The organism is Methylobacterium nonmethylotrophicum (assembly GCF_004745635.1).
Taxonomy (GTDB): Bacteria; Pseudomonadota; Alphaproteobacteria; order Rhizobiales; family Beijerinckiaceae; genus Methylobacterium; species Methylobacterium nonmethylotrophicum.
In genome coordinates, this window is record NZ_SRLB01000065.1 from 1 (window position 1) to 16,234 (window position 16,234).

Annotated in this window: 15 protein-coding genes and 1 tRNA gene; 7 read left to right on the top strand and 9 right to left on the bottom strand. The window is 70.9% G+C overall.

Annotated elements, in window-relative coordinates; all coding sequences use genetic code 11:
- Positions 1-75: 75 nt before the first annotated feature.
- The 9 genes from EU555_RS35110 to rpsA all read right to left on the bottom strand — a co-directional run bounded on the left by EU555_RS35110 (position 76) and on the right by rpsA (position 7,928).
- A complete protein-coding gene (locus EU555_RS35110; RefSeq protein WP_245524648.1) occupies positions 76-627 on the bottom strand; it encodes a hypothetical protein in 552 nt (183 codons plus the stop codon).
- Between the two features lie 274 nt (positions 628-901).
- Positions 902-978 (bottom strand) — tRNA-Met (locus EU555_RS35115).
- 123 nt (positions 979-1,101) lie between these two features.
- Complete coding sequence (gene trpB, locus EU555_RS35120; protein ID WP_135419909.1) at positions 1,102-2,322, bottom strand: tryptophan synthase subunit beta; 1,221 nt, start codon at positions 2,320-2,322, stop codon at positions 1,102-1,104.
- Between the two features lie 58 nt (positions 2,323-2,380).
- Positions 2,381-3,085: a phosphoribosylanthranilate isomerase gene (locus EU555_RS35125; RefSeq protein ID WP_135419910.1), complete on the bottom strand. Its 705-nt coding sequence runs from the start codon at positions 3,083-3,085 to the stop codon at positions 2,381-2,383.
- Positions 3,086-3,139: 54 nt separating this feature from the next.
- Positions 3,140-4,081, bottom strand: a complete 942-nt coding sequence (lhpI, locus tag EU555_RS35130; RefSeq protein ID WP_135419911.1) for a bifunctional Delta(1)-pyrroline-2-carboxylate/Delta(1)-piperideine-2-carboxylate reductase — start codon at positions 4,079-4,081, stop codon at positions 3,140-3,142.
- A 2-nt stretch (positions 4,082-4,083) separates the two neighbouring features.
- Complete coding sequence (locus EU555_RS35135; protein WP_135419912.1) at positions 4,084-4,437, bottom strand: lipopolysaccharide assembly protein LapA domain-containing protein; 354 nt, start codon at positions 4,435-4,437, stop codon at positions 4,084-4,086.
- A 162-nt stretch (positions 4,438-4,599) separates the two neighbouring features.
- Positions 4,600-4,926, bottom strand: a complete 327-nt coding sequence (ihfB, locus tag EU555_RS35140) for an integration host factor subunit beta (protein WP_048428041.1) — start codon at positions 4,924-4,926, stop codon at positions 4,600-4,602.
- Between the two features lie 80 nt (positions 4,927-5,006).
- Positions 5,007-5,963 carry a signal peptide peptidase SppA gene (gene sppA, locus EU555_RS35145; RefSeq protein ID WP_135419914.1) on the bottom strand — a complete coding sequence of 319 codons (957 nt, stop codon included), beginning with the start codon at positions 5,961-5,963 and terminating at the stop codon, positions 5,007-5,009.
- Between the two features lie 252 nt (positions 5,964-6,215).
- The gene (rpsA, locus tag EU555_RS35150; protein ID WP_135419916.1) at positions 6,216-7,928 is read right to left on the bottom strand and encodes a 30S ribosomal protein S1; all 1,713 of its coding nucleotides are present in this window, start codon (positions 7,926-7,928) and stop codon (positions 6,216-6,218) included.
- 615 nt (positions 7,929-8,543) lie between these two features.
- Between rpsA and EU555_RS35155 the strand changes: the two genes are divergently transcribed.
- The 7 genes from EU555_RS35155 to EU555_RS35185 all read left to right on the top strand — a co-directional run bounded on the left by EU555_RS35155 (position 8,544) and on the right by EU555_RS35185 (position 15,842).
- Entirely contained in the window at positions 8,544-9,023 is a 480-nt protein-coding gene (locus tag EU555_RS35155; RefSeq protein WP_135419918.1) for a (2Fe-2S)-binding protein, read from the top strand.
- Positions 9,020-11,365 (top strand): xanthine dehydrogenase family protein molybdopterin-binding subunit, encoded by a 2,346-nt coding sequence (locus EU555_RS35160; RefSeq protein ID WP_245524649.1) that lies wholly within the window; start codon positions 9,020-9,022, stop codon positions 11,363-11,365. The genes EU555_RS35155 and EU555_RS35160 overlap by 4 nt, the downstream gene beginning before the upstream one ends.
- Before the next feature lie 209 nt (positions 11,366-11,574).
- Positions 11,575-11,991 carry a hypothetical protein gene (locus EU555_RS35165; RefSeq protein WP_135419920.1) on the top strand — a complete coding sequence of 139 codons (417 nt, stop codon included), beginning with the start codon at positions 11,575-11,577 and terminating at the stop codon, positions 11,989-11,991.
- 154 nt (positions 11,992-12,145) lie between these two features.
- Positions 12,146-13,228, top strand: coding sequence for an alkene reductase (locus EU555_RS35170; RefSeq protein WP_135419922.1), 1,083 nt, complete (start codon positions 12,146-12,148; stop codon positions 13,226-13,228).
- A gap of 157 nt (positions 13,229-13,385) precedes the next feature.
- Complete coding sequence (locus EU555_RS35175) at positions 13,386-13,655, top strand: DUF4170 domain-containing protein (protein ID WP_135419924.1); 270 nt, start codon at positions 13,386-13,388, stop codon at positions 13,653-13,655.
- Between the two features lie 243 nt (positions 13,656-13,898).
- The gene (locus EU555_RS35180) at positions 13,899-14,843 is read left to right on the top strand and encodes a ribose-phosphate pyrophosphokinase (RefSeq protein ID WP_135419926.1); all 945 of its coding nucleotides are present in this window, start codon (positions 13,899-13,901) and stop codon (positions 14,841-14,843) included.
- A gap of 279 nt (positions 14,844-15,122) precedes the next feature.
- Complete coding sequence (locus EU555_RS35185; RefSeq protein WP_135419928.1) at positions 15,123-15,842, top strand: DUF1013 domain-containing protein; 720 nt, start codon at positions 15,123-15,125, stop codon at positions 15,840-15,842.
- Positions 15,843-16,234 lie beyond the last annotated feature (392 nt).

The following is a 16,234-nucleotide window of genomic DNA, read 5'->3' on the forward strand; positions in this document are numbered from 1 at the left end:
TCCGTCAGCATCGCGTCTCCTCGCTCAAAGCGCGGAAACGCTCACGACCGCAATAGGTTCAAGTGACAACAGGCCCTAGTCAGTGTGGAGGCGCCGGGCCTTGATGGTGACCTCGGGTGGCGTCTTCAGATAGCCCTGTCGCGAGGCCCAGCGTAGCAGCTGCCGCAGCACCACCAGCTCGCCCCGCTGGCGGCTCAGAGAGGGCGCTGAGCGGCGTACAGGCCGGCGCAGGCGGTGGCCTCCCCTCTCGTACTCAATGTGCGTGACAAGCTTGCCAGGGCCCTCGGTCCAGTAGGTGCGCCGCCACTCCGCATAGCGCTCCAGGTCGGCCTCACTGACGGCATCCACGGGCCTCTGGCCGAAGTACCCCACGAAGTACCGGCGGATGACGGCGGGCTCGCTCTTGCCCTGGTCGGCCCGCCGTTCGCCCCGTTCCACCTCACGTAGGATCTGCGCGATGTACTCCTCTGCCACGCTCTCGAACGTGTGGGCTCGGGCGGTGAGCCCCTGCTGAGCCCGATAGGTCGCTTCGTACCAGATAGCCTCCGCCCGGCGCTGTGCCTCCCGAAGATCGTCTGTGTCGAGGGAGCGCTTGAGCTGCCCCTGCCCGCGGATGCTGAAGCGCATCTGCCACTTGGCGCTGCCCTTGCGCTGGAACAGCTGGAAGCGTTCGTCAGGGACGTTGCCAGGGGGTCTCAAGGGGCGGCCCTGTCTGGTTACTGCCGTGCAGATGACTGCGCTAGGAGTGCGCTAGAGTGCTTTCTGACCCCCCAGCAAACCGTTACGCGCGCAGAGCAATTTTCTGGGCTGCGCTAGCACTGCGCTAGGAAATATTGCCGTTCTGGCGCAAGGGCAAGGCAATGAAAAACCCCGCTAACTGCTTAGCGGGGTTGAAAAAACTTGGTAGCGGAGGAGGGATTTGAACCCCCGACACAAGGATTATGATTCCTCTGCTCTGACCAACTGAGCTACTCCGCCGCGCGGTGGCCGGGGGTGCCCGGCTCTGCGGTAGCGCGGATATAGGGGGAGGCCATGGGGCCTGTCAAGGAACCGTCGCAGCCCTTTTCGCGCCCCGCCGATGGGGCGGGGCACGGGAGAAAATCAGAGCGCGTCGCCCAGGATCTCGGCGACCTGGGGGATGTCCTTGTCGCCGCGGCCCGAGAGGTTGACGACCATCAGGTGGTCGCGGGGCAGGCGGGGGGCGAGCTCCGTCACCTTGGCGAGGGCGTGGGCGGGCTCGAGGGCCGGGATGATGCCCTCCATCAGCGAGCACAGCCGGAACGCCTCCAGGGTCTCGCTGTCGGTCGCCGACAGGTAGGTGACGCGGCCCATCTCGTGCAGCCAGGCGTGCTCGGGCCCGATGCCCGGATAGTCGAGGCCGGCCGAGATCGAGTGCGCGTCGGCGATCTGGCCGTCGCCGTCCATCAGGAGGTAGGTGCGGTTGCCGTGCAGCACGCCCGGCTTGCCGCCGGTGAGCGAGGCGGCGTGCAGGCCGCTCGACACGCCGTGGCCCGCCGCCTCGACGCCGTAGATCGCGACCTCGCGGTCGTCGAGGAAGGGGTGGAAGAGCCCCATCGCGTTCGATCCGCCGCCGATGCAGGCGACGAGCGAGTCGGGCAGGCGGCCCTCCTGCTCCAGCATCTGCGCCTTGGTCTCGACGCCGATGATCGACTGGAAGTCGCGCACCATCGCCGGGTAGGGGTGCGGCCCCGCCACCGTGCCGATGCAGTAGAAGGTGTCCGCCACGTTGGTGACCCAGTCGCGCAGGGCCTCGTTCATCGCGTCCTTGAGGGTGCGGGTGCCGGATTGGACCGGCACCACCTCGGCGCCCAGCATCTTCATCCGGAAGACGTTCGGCTTCTGCCGCTCGACGTCAACCGCGCCCATGTAGACCACGCATTTGAGCCCGAAACGGGCGCAGAGGGTCGCGGTGGCCACACCGTGCTGGCCCGCCCCCGTCTCGGCGATGATCCGCGGCTTGCCCATGCGCCGGGCGAGCAGGATCTGGCCCAGGACGTTGTTCACCTTGTGCGAGCCGGTGTGGTTCAGCTCCTCGCGCTTGAAGTAGATCTTGGCGCCGCCGAGATGCTCGGACAGCCGCTCGGCATAGTAGAGCGGGCTCGGCCGGCCGACATAATGCGTGAGGTAGCCGGTCATCTCGGCCTGGAAGGCCGGGTCGGCCTTGGCCGCCGCGTAGGCCTCCTCCAGGGCGAGGATGTTCGGCATCAGGGTCTCGGCCACGAAGCGGCCGCCGAAGATGCCGAAGCGGCCGCGCTCGTCGGGGCCGGTGCGGAACGAGTTCGGATTCTGGGGAGCAGTCACGGCAGCAACTCTGTCAAGTCTGGACTGGGATCGCGGACATCATCCTCGGCAGCGGGGCTTACGCCCTTCGCGCCGCCGGGGCAATTTGCGCTTCGGACGCAGCCGCGGCCGCTGTGGCGGCCTTGGCCGCCGCCACGAAGGCGGCGATGCGGGCCGGGTCCTTGCGGCCGGGGGCGCTCTCGACGCCGGACGAGACGTCGACCGCCCGCGCGGCGGTCACCGCCACCGCCTCCGCGACGGTCTCGGGCGTCAGGCCGCCGGAGAGCATGAAGGAGTGGTCGCGCCCGGCGCCGGCGAGCAGCGACCAGTCGAAGGCATGGCCGTTGCCGCCGGGCAGGACCGCGCCCGGCGCGGGCTTGGCGTCGAACAGCAGCCGGTCGGCGACGCCGGCGTAGCGGGTGGCGCGGGCGAGGTCGTCGGCGGTGGCGATGCCGAGCGCCTTCATCACCGGCCGGCCGGTGCGGGCCCTCACGGCCGCCACCCGCTCCGGGCTCTCGCTGCCGTGGAGCTGCAGCCAGTCCGGATCGAGGGACGCGGTGACCGCGTCGATCAGGGCGTCGTCGGGATCGACCAGAAGGGCGACGCGCTCGGCCCGGCCGCGCGCCTGCCGCGACAGGGCGGCGCCGAGGGCGAGGTCGACGTGACGCGGGCTCTTGGCGAAATGGACGAGGCCGATCAGGTCGGCGCCGGCGGCGAGGGACGCCTCCAGGGTGTCCGGCGTGCTGAGGCCGCAGATCTTGACGAGAACGGGAGCGGGCTTCATCCGCTCCCTATACGCCGATCCGCCCTCGCCCGCACGTGCCGCTGCACGATACCGTCACGCCCGGTGCTGCGTCAGGCTCTCCCACACCGCGGCGGCAGCGGCGAGGTCCTCGATCGCGGCCCCGACCGACTTGAACACCGTGATCTCGTCGGGGCTCCGCCGCCCCGGCGCCTCGCCGCGGCACAGGGAGGCGAGGTCGCCGACGATCGCCTCCGGCGTCAGCGCACCCGACTGGATCGCCACCGCGACGTCGCCGCCCTTCTTCAGGGCGTCGGGCGTGTCGACGTAGACCGGGCCGCGGCGCAGGGCCTCGTCGTCCGCCTCGCGCATCGCGGGGGTGAAGGCGCCGACGAGGTCGAGATGGGTGCCCGGCCGCAGCCAGGCGCCGCGCACGAGGGGTTCGGTCGCGAGGGTGGCGCAGGAGACCAAATCCGCCTGCCCGACCGCCGCCGCGAGGTCGGTGACCGGGTAGGCGTTGAGGCCTTCGACGGACAGGGCGGCGGCGAGGCGCTCGGCGCCTTGAGGCCGGCGGTTCCAGACCGCGACGTCGCGGATCGGCCGGACGGCCGCGTGCGCCCGCACCAGGGCGGGGGCGAGCGCGCCCGATCCCACCATCACCATCCGGGCAGCGTCCGGCCGGGCGAGGTGGCGGGCGGCCAGCGCCGAGGCGGCGGCGGTGCGCCACAGGGTCAGGCGGGCGCCGTCGAGGAGCGCGAGCGGGCGGCCGTCGCGGCCGTCGCAGAGCAGCACCCCGCCCTGGATCGTGTCGAGGCCGCGGGCCGGGTTGCCCGGGAAGAGGGTCAGGATCTTGACCCCGACATAGTCGGGCGTCCAGGCCGGCATCAGCAGCAGCGAGGCGCCGTCCGGCGCGGTCTCGATCGCGTGGTGGTGCCGGGTCGGTGCCGTCGCCCCGGCCCGGAAGGCCGCGGCGAGGGCGTCGACCATGCGGTCCGGCGTGAGCGCCGCGTCGATCTCGGCCTCGCCGATGAGCCGCATCGTCAGGCGCGGCTGATCGGCGCCGGCAGGGCGGTGCGGGTGCCCGGTATCGTGGCCGAGGACGTCTGGCGCAGGCGCTCGGCCTCGCCGCGCAGGCGCGCGAGCTCGCGGCCCTTGGCGCGGCGGTCGCGGCGGGTGTCGCCCTGACCGAGCCAGGAGCCGACGCCACCGACCACGATGCCCAGAGCCACGGCGGCGAAGATCAGCGCGTAGAGCGGCATCTGCAGGCTGAAGGCCGGCGCCCCGTCCGAGAACGGATCGAAGGACAGCATCACCGGCTGGCGGTTGGCCACCGCCAGCAGCACGACCACGATCGCGATGGGCAGCAGGATCAGGCCCTTGAGGAAGCGGATCATCGGGAAACCCGGTCTTTCAATCGGTGATGCGGGCGGGGGGAACGGGACCGCCGGACGGAGTCCCGAGGACGGAGTGTAACGCGTGGGGCCGCGAGGGCCAGGGCCGACCTTGCCAAGGATCGACCTCGACGAGGGCCGGCTGCCGAGAGCCGGCCTTGGGCGTCAGCTCAACGCGGCCTCGGCCCGGCTCGGCTCGTCGGCGCCGATCCCGGCGGCGTTCAGGCGCAGGCGCATCTCCTTGCCGGTCTTGAACACCGGGATCGCCTTCTCGGCCACCGCCACGGCGGCGCCGGTGCGCGGGTTGCGGCCCCGCCGCGCCTCCCGGCGCTTGACCGAGAAGGCGCCGAAGCCGCGCAGCTCGACCCGGTCGCCCCGCGCGAGGGCGTCGGCGATCGTGTCGAGGATGGCGTTGACGATGTTCTCGACGTCGCGCTGATACAGATGCGGGTTCTGCTCGGCGATCTTGAGCACCAGCTCGGACTTGATCATGGGCGGGACGGTCTCGACTTGGGCGGGGCTGACCGGGCGGGGCTGGTCGGAGGATGCGCGCGGGGACGGGTCGGCGCCCGTTACGGGCGCCAGACCGCGAGCAGGCCGCCCTGGGTCAGGCTGGCCGTCTCGTCGCCGGCCTGCCGCAGCCGGGCCGCGAGGTCGTCGTAGCCGAGGAGCCCGGCGCCGGCGGCGGCGGCCGAGAACAGGCCGAAGCGGTTGTCGGACCGCGGCTTCCAGTCGCGCACCGGCAGGTCCTTGGCCACGCCCTTCTCGCGCTCGAGCCAGGCGATGGCCTGACGCTCGGAGCCGGTCTCGTCGATCAGGCCGAGGGGCACGCTCTGGCGGCCGCTGAACACCCGGCCGTCCGCCACCGCCTTGATCTGGTCGGGGCTCATCTTCCGGCGCTCGGCCACGAGGTCCTTGAACCACCCGAAGGTGTCGCCGACGATCGCCTGCAGCGCGGCGCGGGCCTCCGGCGGGGTCGGGTGGAAGCCGCTCGGCTCGGCCTTGAGCGGCGAGGACTTCACCTCCTCGACCTTCACCCCGACCTTGTCGAGGAGACCGGACAGCTCGGGATACTGGAACAGCACCCCGATCGAGCCGACGAGGCTGGTCTCCCGGGCGACGATGTGGTCGGCGGCGATCGCCGTGATGTAGGCGCCCGACGCCGCCGTGCCGTCCACGAAGGCGACGACCGGCTTCTTCTCGGCGAGGAGGCGCAGGTTGCGGAAGAGCTCCTCCGAACCGGTGGTGGTGCCGCCCGGCGAGTTGATCGACACGACGACGCCCGAGACGGCGCTCGAATCGCCGACGCGCTTCATCAGCTCGCGGGTCTTCTCGCTGCCGGCGATGAAGCCGTCGATGCTGATGCGGGCGATCTGCGGGGTGACGGCGGAGAGCCCCCTGCCCCCGGCCGCCCGCCAGCCGACGGCGCCGGCGGCGACGATCAGCGCCCCGACCCCGATCGCGCGCCAGACGGACAGCTTCCGGCGCAAGGAGCGCCGGTCGAGGAGAAGTTCGGCATCGATGGCCATGCGGCGCCCGTATCCTGGTCTGACTCCCGAGGCGCCAGCAGGTCGTTCCCTGCAAGTCATTGGCGAACCTCGCTCCCGGGCTGTTCTACCTCCGGCCGTCGCGCAGCGGCAAGAGCGGGTTTGGGCGCATCCCCCTCCTCGATCGCCGTAATCTGCGCGGCCATCCGGACGCGAGAACGCCCGCGCGGGGGTGTCCCGCGCGGGCGTCCGGTCTCATCGGGGTGTCCGGGCCGCGAGGCCCGAACGGATCCCTTACTTCTTGTCGCCTTGGCGAGCCTTGAGGGCCGCGCCGAGGATGTCGCCGAGCGAGGCGCCCGAATCGGCGGAGCCGTACTGGGCGATCGCCTCCTTCTCCTCGGCCATCTCGAGGGCCTTGATGGAGAGCTGGACGCGGCGGGCCTTGCGGTCGAACTGCGTCACGCGCGCATCGACCTTCTCGCCGGCGGCGAAGCGCTCGGGGCGCTGGTCGTTGCGCTCGCGGGCGAGGTCGGCCCGGCGGATGAAGGCCTGGAGGTCGGAATCGACGATCTTGACCTCGATGCCCGAGTCCTTGACCTCGAGCACCTCGCAGGTGACCACCTGGCCCTTGCGGATGCCCTCGCCCGCATCGGCGAAGGGATCGCCGGCGAGCTGCTTGATGCCGAGCGAGATGCGCTCCTTCTCGACGTCGACGTCGAGAACCTGGGCGCGCACCACGTCGCCCTTCTTGAACTCGTCGATGACCTGCTCGCCCGGACGGTTCCAGTCGAGGTCCGAGAGGTGGACCATGCCGTCGACGTCGCCCTCGAGGCCGATGAACAGGCCGAACTCGGTCTTGTTCTTGACCTCGCCCTCGACCTCGGTGCCCGGCGGGTGCTTCTCGGAGAAGGCCTCCCACGGATTCTGCAGGGTCTGCTTCAGGCCGAGCGAGATGCGGCGCTTGACCGGATCGACCTCCAGGATCTGAACCTCGACCTCCTGGGAGGTGGAGACGATCTTGCCCGGATGGACGTTCTTCTTGGTCCAGCTCATCTCCGAGACGTGGATCAGGCCCTCGATCCCCGGCTCCAGCTCCACGAAGGCGCCGTAATCGGTGATGTTGGTCACGCGGCCCTTGAGCTTGGCGTTGACCGGGTAGCGGGCGGCGATGCCCTCCCACGGATCGGCCAGGAGCTGCTTGATGCCGAGCGAGATGCGGTGCGTCTCGTGGTTGATCTTGATGATCTTGACCTTGACGGTCTGGCCGATGTTGACCACCTCGGACGGGTGGTTGACGCGGCGCCACGCCATGTCGGTGACGTGCAGCAGGCCGTCGATGCCGCCGAGGTCCACGAACGCACCGTACTCGGTGATGTTCTTGACCACGCCGTCGATGACCTGGCCCTCCTCGAGGTTGGCCACCAGCTCGGAGCGCTGCTCCGCCCGGCTCTCCTCGAGCACGGTGCGGCGCGACACCACGATGTTGCCGCGGCGGCGGTCCATCTTGAGGATCTGGAACGGCTGCGGCGTGCCCATCAGCGGGGTGACGTCGCGGACCGGCCGGATGTCGACCTGAGAGCGCGGCAGGAACGCCACGGCACCGTCGAGGTCGACCGTGTAGCCGCCCTTGACCTGGTTGAAGATCGTGCCGGTGACGCGCTCGTTGTTCTCGAACGCCTTCTCGAGCTTGACCCAGCTCTCCTCGCGGCGCGCCTTGTCGCGCGAGATGACGGCCTCGCCGAGCGCGTTCTCGATGCGGTCGACATAGACCTCGACCTCGTCGCCGACGGTGATCGGCTGGTCACGGCCGGGGCCCGTGAACTCCTTGAGGGCGACACGGCCCTCGGTCTTGGCCCCGATGTCGATGACGGCGACGTCCTTCTCGATCGCCACCACCCGGCCCTTGACCACGGAGCCTTCCGTGATCTCGTGCTCCCGGAACGACTCTTCCAGGAGGGCGGCGAAATCCTCGCGGCTCGACGCGGCGCCTTGCAAACCTGCGGACATTGATGCTCCTTTTCGTCCCGCTCTCTCCGAGGGGACGGCGCCGGCGGCTCGCATGAACGGGCCGCTTCCGCCCGCCGGAGTCCCGGGAGGCCTGGTGGAGGCCATCGGAACCGCCGCTCCCCGAAACGTGATGGGGTGCGGGCCGGCGCATGATCGACGGGCAGAAACGTGTTTTCCGAGGGACCTGCCGGAGCGCGAGGCGGACGTTCGTCACGCCGCCCGCAGCTTCCCGGTATCGGACCGCCGGAGGTTGGCGCGATACACGAAAAGCACTCCTCCGGCAAGGCGTTGATGCCGGCCGGACTCGGCATCCTGCCGGCGCGGCCCCGGCTTGCCGACACGCGCGACTCCGGGTTACCCATCCATAACCTGAAATCGTTCCGATGTTCGGGTTCAGGCGGGTCGGCCCGCGGGGCTGCGCCCCGTCCGGGGCGGGCCGCCCAACCAGGCAAGAATGGCACGCCGCCTCAGGCGTGATCCGGGAGGAAGGAGGCGCGGGCCCTTCGCGGGCCGCGGCGCCGTCGAGACTTGAACGAACGAGAGGGAGGCCGGGCGCCGCGACCGGAGCCATGTCCGCGGGGTGCCCCAGCCGCCTCCCGAAGCCGGAGGGCGACGATGATCAAGCTCAACGTGAACGGGGAGGAGCGCCGCTTCGACGGCGATCCCGACATGCCGCTCCTGTGGTACCTGCGGGACGAGCTCGGCCTGACGGGCACCAAGTTCGGCTGCGGCGTCGCGGCCTGCGGCGCCTGCACCATCCATGTCGGCGGCACCGCGATGCGGGCCTGCCAGACCCCGGTCTCGGCCGCCGACGGCCAGCCGGTGGTGACGATCGAGGGCCTGTCGCCGGACGGCAACCACCCGGTCCAGGCCGCCTGGCGCGAGCTCAACGTCGCGCAGTGCGGCTACTGCCAGACCGGGCAGATCATGCAGGCCGCGGCCCTCCTCAAGGACACCCCGAAGCCCACCGACGCCGACATCGATGCCCAGATGAGCGGCAACCTGTGCCGCTGCGGCACCTATCCGCGCATCCGCGCCGCCATCAAGCAGGCGGCGGGGCTGACCCCGAAGGCCAGCCAGGGAGATCGCCTGTGATCCACGACCTCTCCTCCTTTCTCAAGGCCGCTCCGGCCGAGGAGCCGGATTCCCTCGTCGTCAAGGCCTCGCCCGGCCAACTCAGCCGCCGCGGCCTGCTCGCCGGCGCCGGTGCCCTGGTGCTCGCCCTGTCGCTCAAGCCGCAGGAGCTGAAGGCCGCCGAGCCGGCGAAGTTCGGTGCCGACGGCATGCCGCATGGCTGGCGCGACGACCCGACCCTGTTCGTCGCGATCGCGCCCGACGGCACCGTGACGGTGACCTGCACCCGCTCCGAGATGGGCCAGGGCGTGCGCACGTCGGTGGCCCTCGTCGTCGCCGACGAGCTCGAGGCCGACTGGGGCAAGGTCAAGGTCGCCCAGGCCCACGGCGACGAGGAACGCTTCGGCAACCAGGACACCGACGGCTCGCGCTCGCTCCGCCACTTCTTCATGCCGCTGCGCCGCGCCGGTGCCGCCGCCCGCACCATGCTGGTCGAGGCCGCCGCCAAGCAGTGGGGCGTGCCGGCCGGTGAGGTCACGGCGGAGAACCACGCCCTCGTCCACGCCAAGTCCGGCCGCCGGATCGGCTTCGGGGACGTGGCGCAGGCGGCGGCCAGCGTGCCGGTGCCGGACCGCGCCTCGGTCAAGCTCAAGGACCCGTCGGCCTTCCGTTACATCGGCAAGGGCCGCATCAGCCTTATCGACAATGTCGGCATCACCACCGGCAAGGCGCAGTACGGCCTCGACACCCGCGTCGAGGGAATGCTCTACGCGGTGGTCGCCCGCCCGCCGGTCTTCGGCGGCAAGGTCAGGAGCTTCGACGAGGCGGCGGCCCTCAAGGTGCCGGGCGTCGTCAAGGTCGTGACCATCGATCCGCCGGCTCCCCCTTACGAGTTCATGCCGACCGGCGGCGTCGCGGTCATCGCCCGCAACACCTGGGCGGCGATCAAGGGCCGCGAGGCGCTGAAAGCCACCTTCGACGACGGCCCGAACGCCTCCTACGACTCGGATGCCTACCGGGCCACCCTGGAGCAGGCCGTGCGCAAGCCCGGTAAGGTGGTGCGCCAGGAGGGCGACGTCGACGGGGCGATGAAGAAGGCGGCCAAGCGTCACGAGGCCGAGTACTACATCCCGCACCTCGTCCAGGCCCCGATGGAGCCGCCGGCCGCCACCGTGCGGATCGCCAAGGACGGCAAGATCGAGGCCTGGGGCTGCGTGCAGTCGCCCCAGGCCGCCCGCGACCGCATCGCCAAGCGCCTCGGGATCGATCCCAAGGACGTCACCGTCAACGTGACGCTGCTCGGCGGCGGCTTCGGCCGCAAGTCGAAGCCCGACTACTTCGTCGAGGCGGCGCTCTGCTCGAAGGCGGTCGACGGCGCCCCGGTCAAGATGACCTGGACCCGCGAGGACGACCTCCACCACGGCTACTACCACACCGTCTCGGTGGAGCGCCTGGAGGCCGGTCTCGACGACAAGGGCATGCCGATCGCCTGGCTGCACCGCAGCGCGGCCCCGACCATCGGCTCGACCTTCGTGGCCGGCGCCAAGGAGCAGATCCCGATCGAGCTCGGGATGGGCCTCGTCAACGTGCCGTTCAACATCCCCAACATGCGGATGGAGAACCCGCCCGCCGACGCCCATGTCCGCATCGGCTGGTTCCGCTCGGTGTCGAACATCCCGCGGGCCTTCGCGGTGCAGTCGTTCCTGGACGAGCTCGCCCACATGGCCGGCCGCGACCCGAAGGACTACCTCCTCGACGTGATCGGCCCGGCCCGGATCATCGACCCGGTCAAGATCGGCGACGCCTGGAACTACGGCGAGGATCCCTCGCGCTACCCCTACGATACCGGGCGCCTGCGCAACGTGATCGAGACGGTGGCGAAAGGAGCCGGCTGGGGCCGCAAGGTCGAGAAGGGCCGCGGCCTCGGCATCGCGGCGCATTACAGCTTCGTGACCTACACCGCCGCCGTGGCGGAGGTCGAGGTCGGGCCGAAGGGCGAGGTCAGCGTCCAGCGGGTCGACATCGCCATCGACAGCGGCCAGCAGGTCAACCCGGAGCGGGTGCGCTCGCAGCTCGAGGGCGCGGTGGTGATGGGCATGGGCCTGGCGCTCACCGCCCAGATCACCTTCAAGAACGGCCGCGCCGTCCAGGACAACTACGACACCTACGAGCTCACCCGCATCGACGCGGCGCCCAAGATCATCAACGTGCACCTCGTGCAGGGCGGGTCCTGGGACAAGCCGCTCGGCGGCGTCGGCGAGCCCGGCGTGCCGCCGGTGGCCCCCGCGATCGCCAACGCGATCTTCGCGGCGACCGGCCGGCGCATCCGCCAGCTGCCGATGCGCGACAAGCTGAGCGCGTGACGGGGAGCCCGCGGGGTTCAGGCCCCGCGGGATACAGAGACGAGGGGCCGCCTCCCGCCGGGGGCGGCCCCTTTTTTTCCGGCGTGCTTCGCGCCGGCGCGGAACCCCCGCCGCCGGGCGGGTGTTCGCGACCCAGGTTCATCGGGCCAAAATTCCTCGGGCCAAGGTTCTCCAAGGCTGCCGGGGCTCAAGACCGGGAGAGACACGCCATGAAGCTCATCCTCGCCGCCGGCCTGCTGGCCGGCCTGCTTGCCGGCCTCTCGGGCCCCGCCCTCGCGGGCGCCTGCGGCACCGAGATCTCGGCCCTCGAGCCGCGCCTCACCGAGAAGGGCCGCGAGACGATCGCGGCGTCGAGCGGCGGCAAGGAGGTGGCGTCGCGCCGCGAATCCCAGGCCGAGGCGGCGACCGAGAAAGGCACCAGCCCCTCCGCCCTCCCCAAGGGGCCCGCCCCCGGCTCCGCCGAGACGCAGGCGACCGCCGAGGTCGCCAGGGCGAGCGGCGGCGGCACCGGGGTGATGGAGGCCCGCGCCAGCCTCAACCGCGCCCGCGAGCTCGACAAGAAGGGCGACGAGGCCGGCTGCCTGAAGGCGCTCTCGGACGCCAAGGCGCAGATGGACAAGTCGTGATCCTCAGGTGGGTTTGATCCCGGCCGCGAGGTGAGACAGCGCACATCGCGATCCGGGCCGTCGTGCCCGGGACTGGTCCGCTGCACGGCAGCACCCAATTCTCCGGATCGTCGCCCGGCCCTTGAAGCCGGGCTCGATCCGGAGAATTCCGAAAGTGCCGTCCCTGTTCGATCCGATCCAGCTCGGCGCCATCGCGGCGCCGAACCGCATCCTGATGGCGCCGCTGACCCGCGGCCGCGCCAGCCGGGCCCACGTCCCGACCCCGATCATGGCCGAGTATTACCGCCAGCGCGCCGGCGCCGGCCTGATCATCAGCGAGGCCACCGGCATCTCGCAGGAGGGCACGGGCTGGCCCTTCGCCCCCGGGCTGTGGAGCCCTGAGCAGGTCGAGGCCTGGAAGCCGGTGACGGCGGCGGTGCACGAGGCCGGCGGGCGCATCGTCGCCCAGCTCTGGCACATGGGCCGGGTGGTCCATCCGGACTTCCTCGGCGGCGAGAAGCCGGTCTCGGCCTCCGCCACCACGGCGCCCGACCACGCCCATACCTATGCCGGCAAGCAGCCCTACGTCGAGGCGCGGCCCCTGCGCGAGGACGAGATCCCGCGGCTCCTCGAGGATTACGCCAAGGCCGCCCGCAACGCGGTCGAGGCCGGCTTCGACGGGGTGCAGATCCACGCCGCGAACGGCTACCTCATCGACCAGTTCCTGCGCTCGGGCACCAACCTGCGCCAGGACCGCTACGGCGGTCCCGTGGAGAACCGCATCCGCCTGCTGTCGGAGGTCGCCCGCACCGTCGCCGACACGGTCGGGGCCGACCGCACCGGCGTGCGCCTGTCGCCGAACGAGCCGATCCAGGGCGTCGACGATCCCGAGCCCGAGATCCTCTTCCCGGCCGCCGCCGCGGTCCTGTCGCAGATCGGCATTGCCTTCCTGGAGCTGCGCGAGCCCGAGCCCGGCGGCACCTTCGGCAAGGCCGCCCATCCGCCGGTGGCGCCCGCCATCAAGGCCGCCTTCCGGGGTCCGCTGGTGCTGAACTCCGACTTCGACGGCCCGCGGGGCCAGGCCGCCCTCGACGAGGGCCGCGCCGACGCGATCGCGTTCGGCCGCACCTACCTCGCCAATCCCGACCTGCCGGAGCGGATCGCCAAGGGGGCGCCCCTCAACAAGGACAACGCCAAGACCTGGTACAGCCAGGGCCCGGAGGGCTACATCGACTATCCGGCGCTGGACGCAGCCTGACGTGAGCGGGCCGGGCCGGTCGGAGTGTGCAGTGCAGCACGATCCGGCTTGACGCGCGGCCCGGCGTTTGCGACGCCGCTCGGCGCCTGCCCGGCGGGCAGGCGCCGTCCCGCCGGATCGCGGAGCGGCATCGTGGCGGCACGCGGAGACGACGCGCATGAGCAACCCGGGCAATCAGTCGCCGGCGGCCTCGCAGGAGCCGAAGGTCTCCCAGGAACCCAAGCAGCTCCTCCACCTCGTGTTCGGGGGCGAGCTCACCGACCTCGACAGCGTCACCTTCCGCGACCTCTCGAAGCTCGACGTGGTCGGCATCTTCCCCGATTACGCCAGCGCGGCCATGGCCTGGAAGGCCAAGGCCCAGCAGACGGTCGACAGCGCCCAGACGCGCTACTTCATCGTTCATCTGCACCGGTTGCTGCAGCCCTGAGGCGAATGCGCGCCCCGCGCGCTCGAAAGCCATGGGACCGCCCATCCTTGCGCCCATGAAAGCATTGTGACGGTATCCCGGCACTGGTATGAGCCAGCCCCGTCACGCTGAGCATCGTCGCGCGAGGGGGCCCGCACTCGCGCGAATCCCGATGCCAATCTCCTCAACCCCGGCGCGCGCGGGTCCGCCCGTACGCCGCGCGGCAGCGCCGGGGATCCGCGCGCGGGCCACGATGGAAGCACGATGAAATCCTCGATCAAGATCGTCGCCGGCAATGCGAGCCGCCCGCTGGCCGAGGCGATCGCGGCCTATCTCGAGAAGCCGCTGGCGGTCTGCTCGGTGCGCCGCTTCGCCGACATGGAGATCTTCGTCGAACTCCAGGAGAACGTGCGCGGCGAGGACGTCTTCATCGTCCAGTCGACGTCGTTCCCGGCCAACGATCACCTGATGGAACTGCTCATCATGATCGACGCCGCGCGGCGCTCCTCGGCACGGCGGATCACCGCCGTGCTGCCGTATTTCGGCTATGCCCGCCAGGACCGGCGCACCTCCGGCCGCACCCCGATCTCGGCCAAGCTCGTGGCGAACCTCATCACCGAGGCCGGCGCCGACCGGGTGATGACGCTGGACCTGCATGCCGGCCAGATCCAGGGATTCTTCGACATCCCGACCGACAACCTGTTCGCCGCCCCCGTGATGGTGCGCGACATCAAGGAGCGGCTCGATCCCGCCGACATGATGGTGGTCTCGCCCGATGTCGGCGGCGTGGTGAGGGCCCGGGCGCTCGCCAAGCGCATCGACGCGCCGCTCGCCATCGTCGACAAGCGCCGCGAGCGGCCGGGCGAATCCGAGGTGATGAACATCATCGGCGAGGTCGAGGGCCGCTCCTGCATCCTCGTCGACGACATCGTCGATTCCGGCGGCACCCTCGTCAACGCCGCCGAGGCGCTGCTCGCCAAGGGCGCCAAGGACGTCTACGCCTACATTACCCACGGCGTGCTCTCGGGCGGCGCGGTGTCGCGGATCGCCTCCTCGAAGCTGAAGGAGCTGGTGATCACCGACTCGATCCAGCCGACCGCGGCGGTGAAGCTCGCCCGCAACATCCGGGTCGTCACCATCGCGCCGCTGCTCGGCGAGGCGATCGGGCGCACCGCCGACGAGTCGAGCGTCTCGAGCCTGTTCGCCTGAGGAAGAGGGCCTGCCGGGAGACCGGCGGGGCCTCCTCCGGATGAAGCGATCCCAGGACCACCCGCGAAAGCGGTTTGCGCCGGACCGGCGACGCGCCTATATATCGGACGATTCCCTCACAGCGTGAGACAGGCCGTCCCGGACTTCCCGGGACGCCGGCGGGGCCCCCGGCTTCGCCCCGGGCGCCCTGTCGCCGTCGAGGGGCCCGTGTCGCAAGGCCGCTCGCAAGGGGGCGGCCCGCCGCGCTCCGGCCTTTTCGGAGCGCCCGAGGAGGTGTGTATGTCCCAGGGTCCGCTGATGCCGAAGGCGACGGCCGTCTGGCTCGTCGAGAACACGTCGCTGTCCTTCGATCAGATCGCCGATTTCTGCAAGCTCCACCCCCTCGAGGTGAAGGGCATCGCCGACGGCGAGGTGGCGGCCGGCATCAAGGGCCTCGACCCGGTCTCGACCGGCCAGCTCACCCGCGAGGAGATCGAGCGGGCGCAGAAGAACCCGAGCCACCGCATGAAGGTGGCGGTGTCGAAGGTGAAGCTGCCCGAGGTCAAGCGCTCGAAGGGCCCGCGCTACACCCCCCTCTCCCGCCGCCAGGATCGGCCGAACGCCATCCTGTGGCTCCTGCGCAACCACCCGGAGCTGAAGGACGCGCAGGTGATGCGCCTCGTCGGCACCACCAAGTCGACGATCCAGCAGATCCGCGAGCGCACCCACTGGAATTCCGGCTCGCTGCAGCCGATGGACCCGGTGACCCTCGGCCTGTGCTCGCAGATCGACCTCGACTTCGAGGTCCAGCGCGCCGCCAAGGACCGGCCGCTGGTGGACTCCGCCGAGGGCGGCGCCACCCTGATGCCGCCCGAGGTCTCGGTCCTGCCCGAGCCCGAGGAGGACCGCGACGCGGACCACCGCCCCGGCCGCGGCGACGAGCGCCTCGACGCCGATTCGGTCTTCGCCCGTCTCAAGCCGCTGCGGCGGGGCGAGCAGGATGACGACGACGAGTATTGAGGGGAGATTGGGCGGTCTTCTCAAGAAGACCGCCGCGTTTCCGAGCGTGAACCCTCCCCCCTCTGCGAGGGAGGGCGGCGAGCGGAGCGAGCGCAGCGGGACGACGTCCCGCCGAGAGGGGACGCCGCTACCGGAAAGGTCGCGCACGTCGTGACAAGCGCCACGCCGGCAGCGTCCCGCTGCCCCTCGCCTGCCCGGCGCACGAGTGCTTCGCACTCGCAGCCGGGCACCCTCCCCTTCGGAGGTGGAGGGTCGGGCGCGAGCGTCACAGTCCGGATTTCGAACCGGACCTGTCGTCCGTGAAGAAATCGCTCAGGCGGCTTGGCTGCTTGGCGGGTCGGATCTGACCATGCGGAGTGCGGCGGCGAGCAGGAGAGACAGCAAAAGCCTGA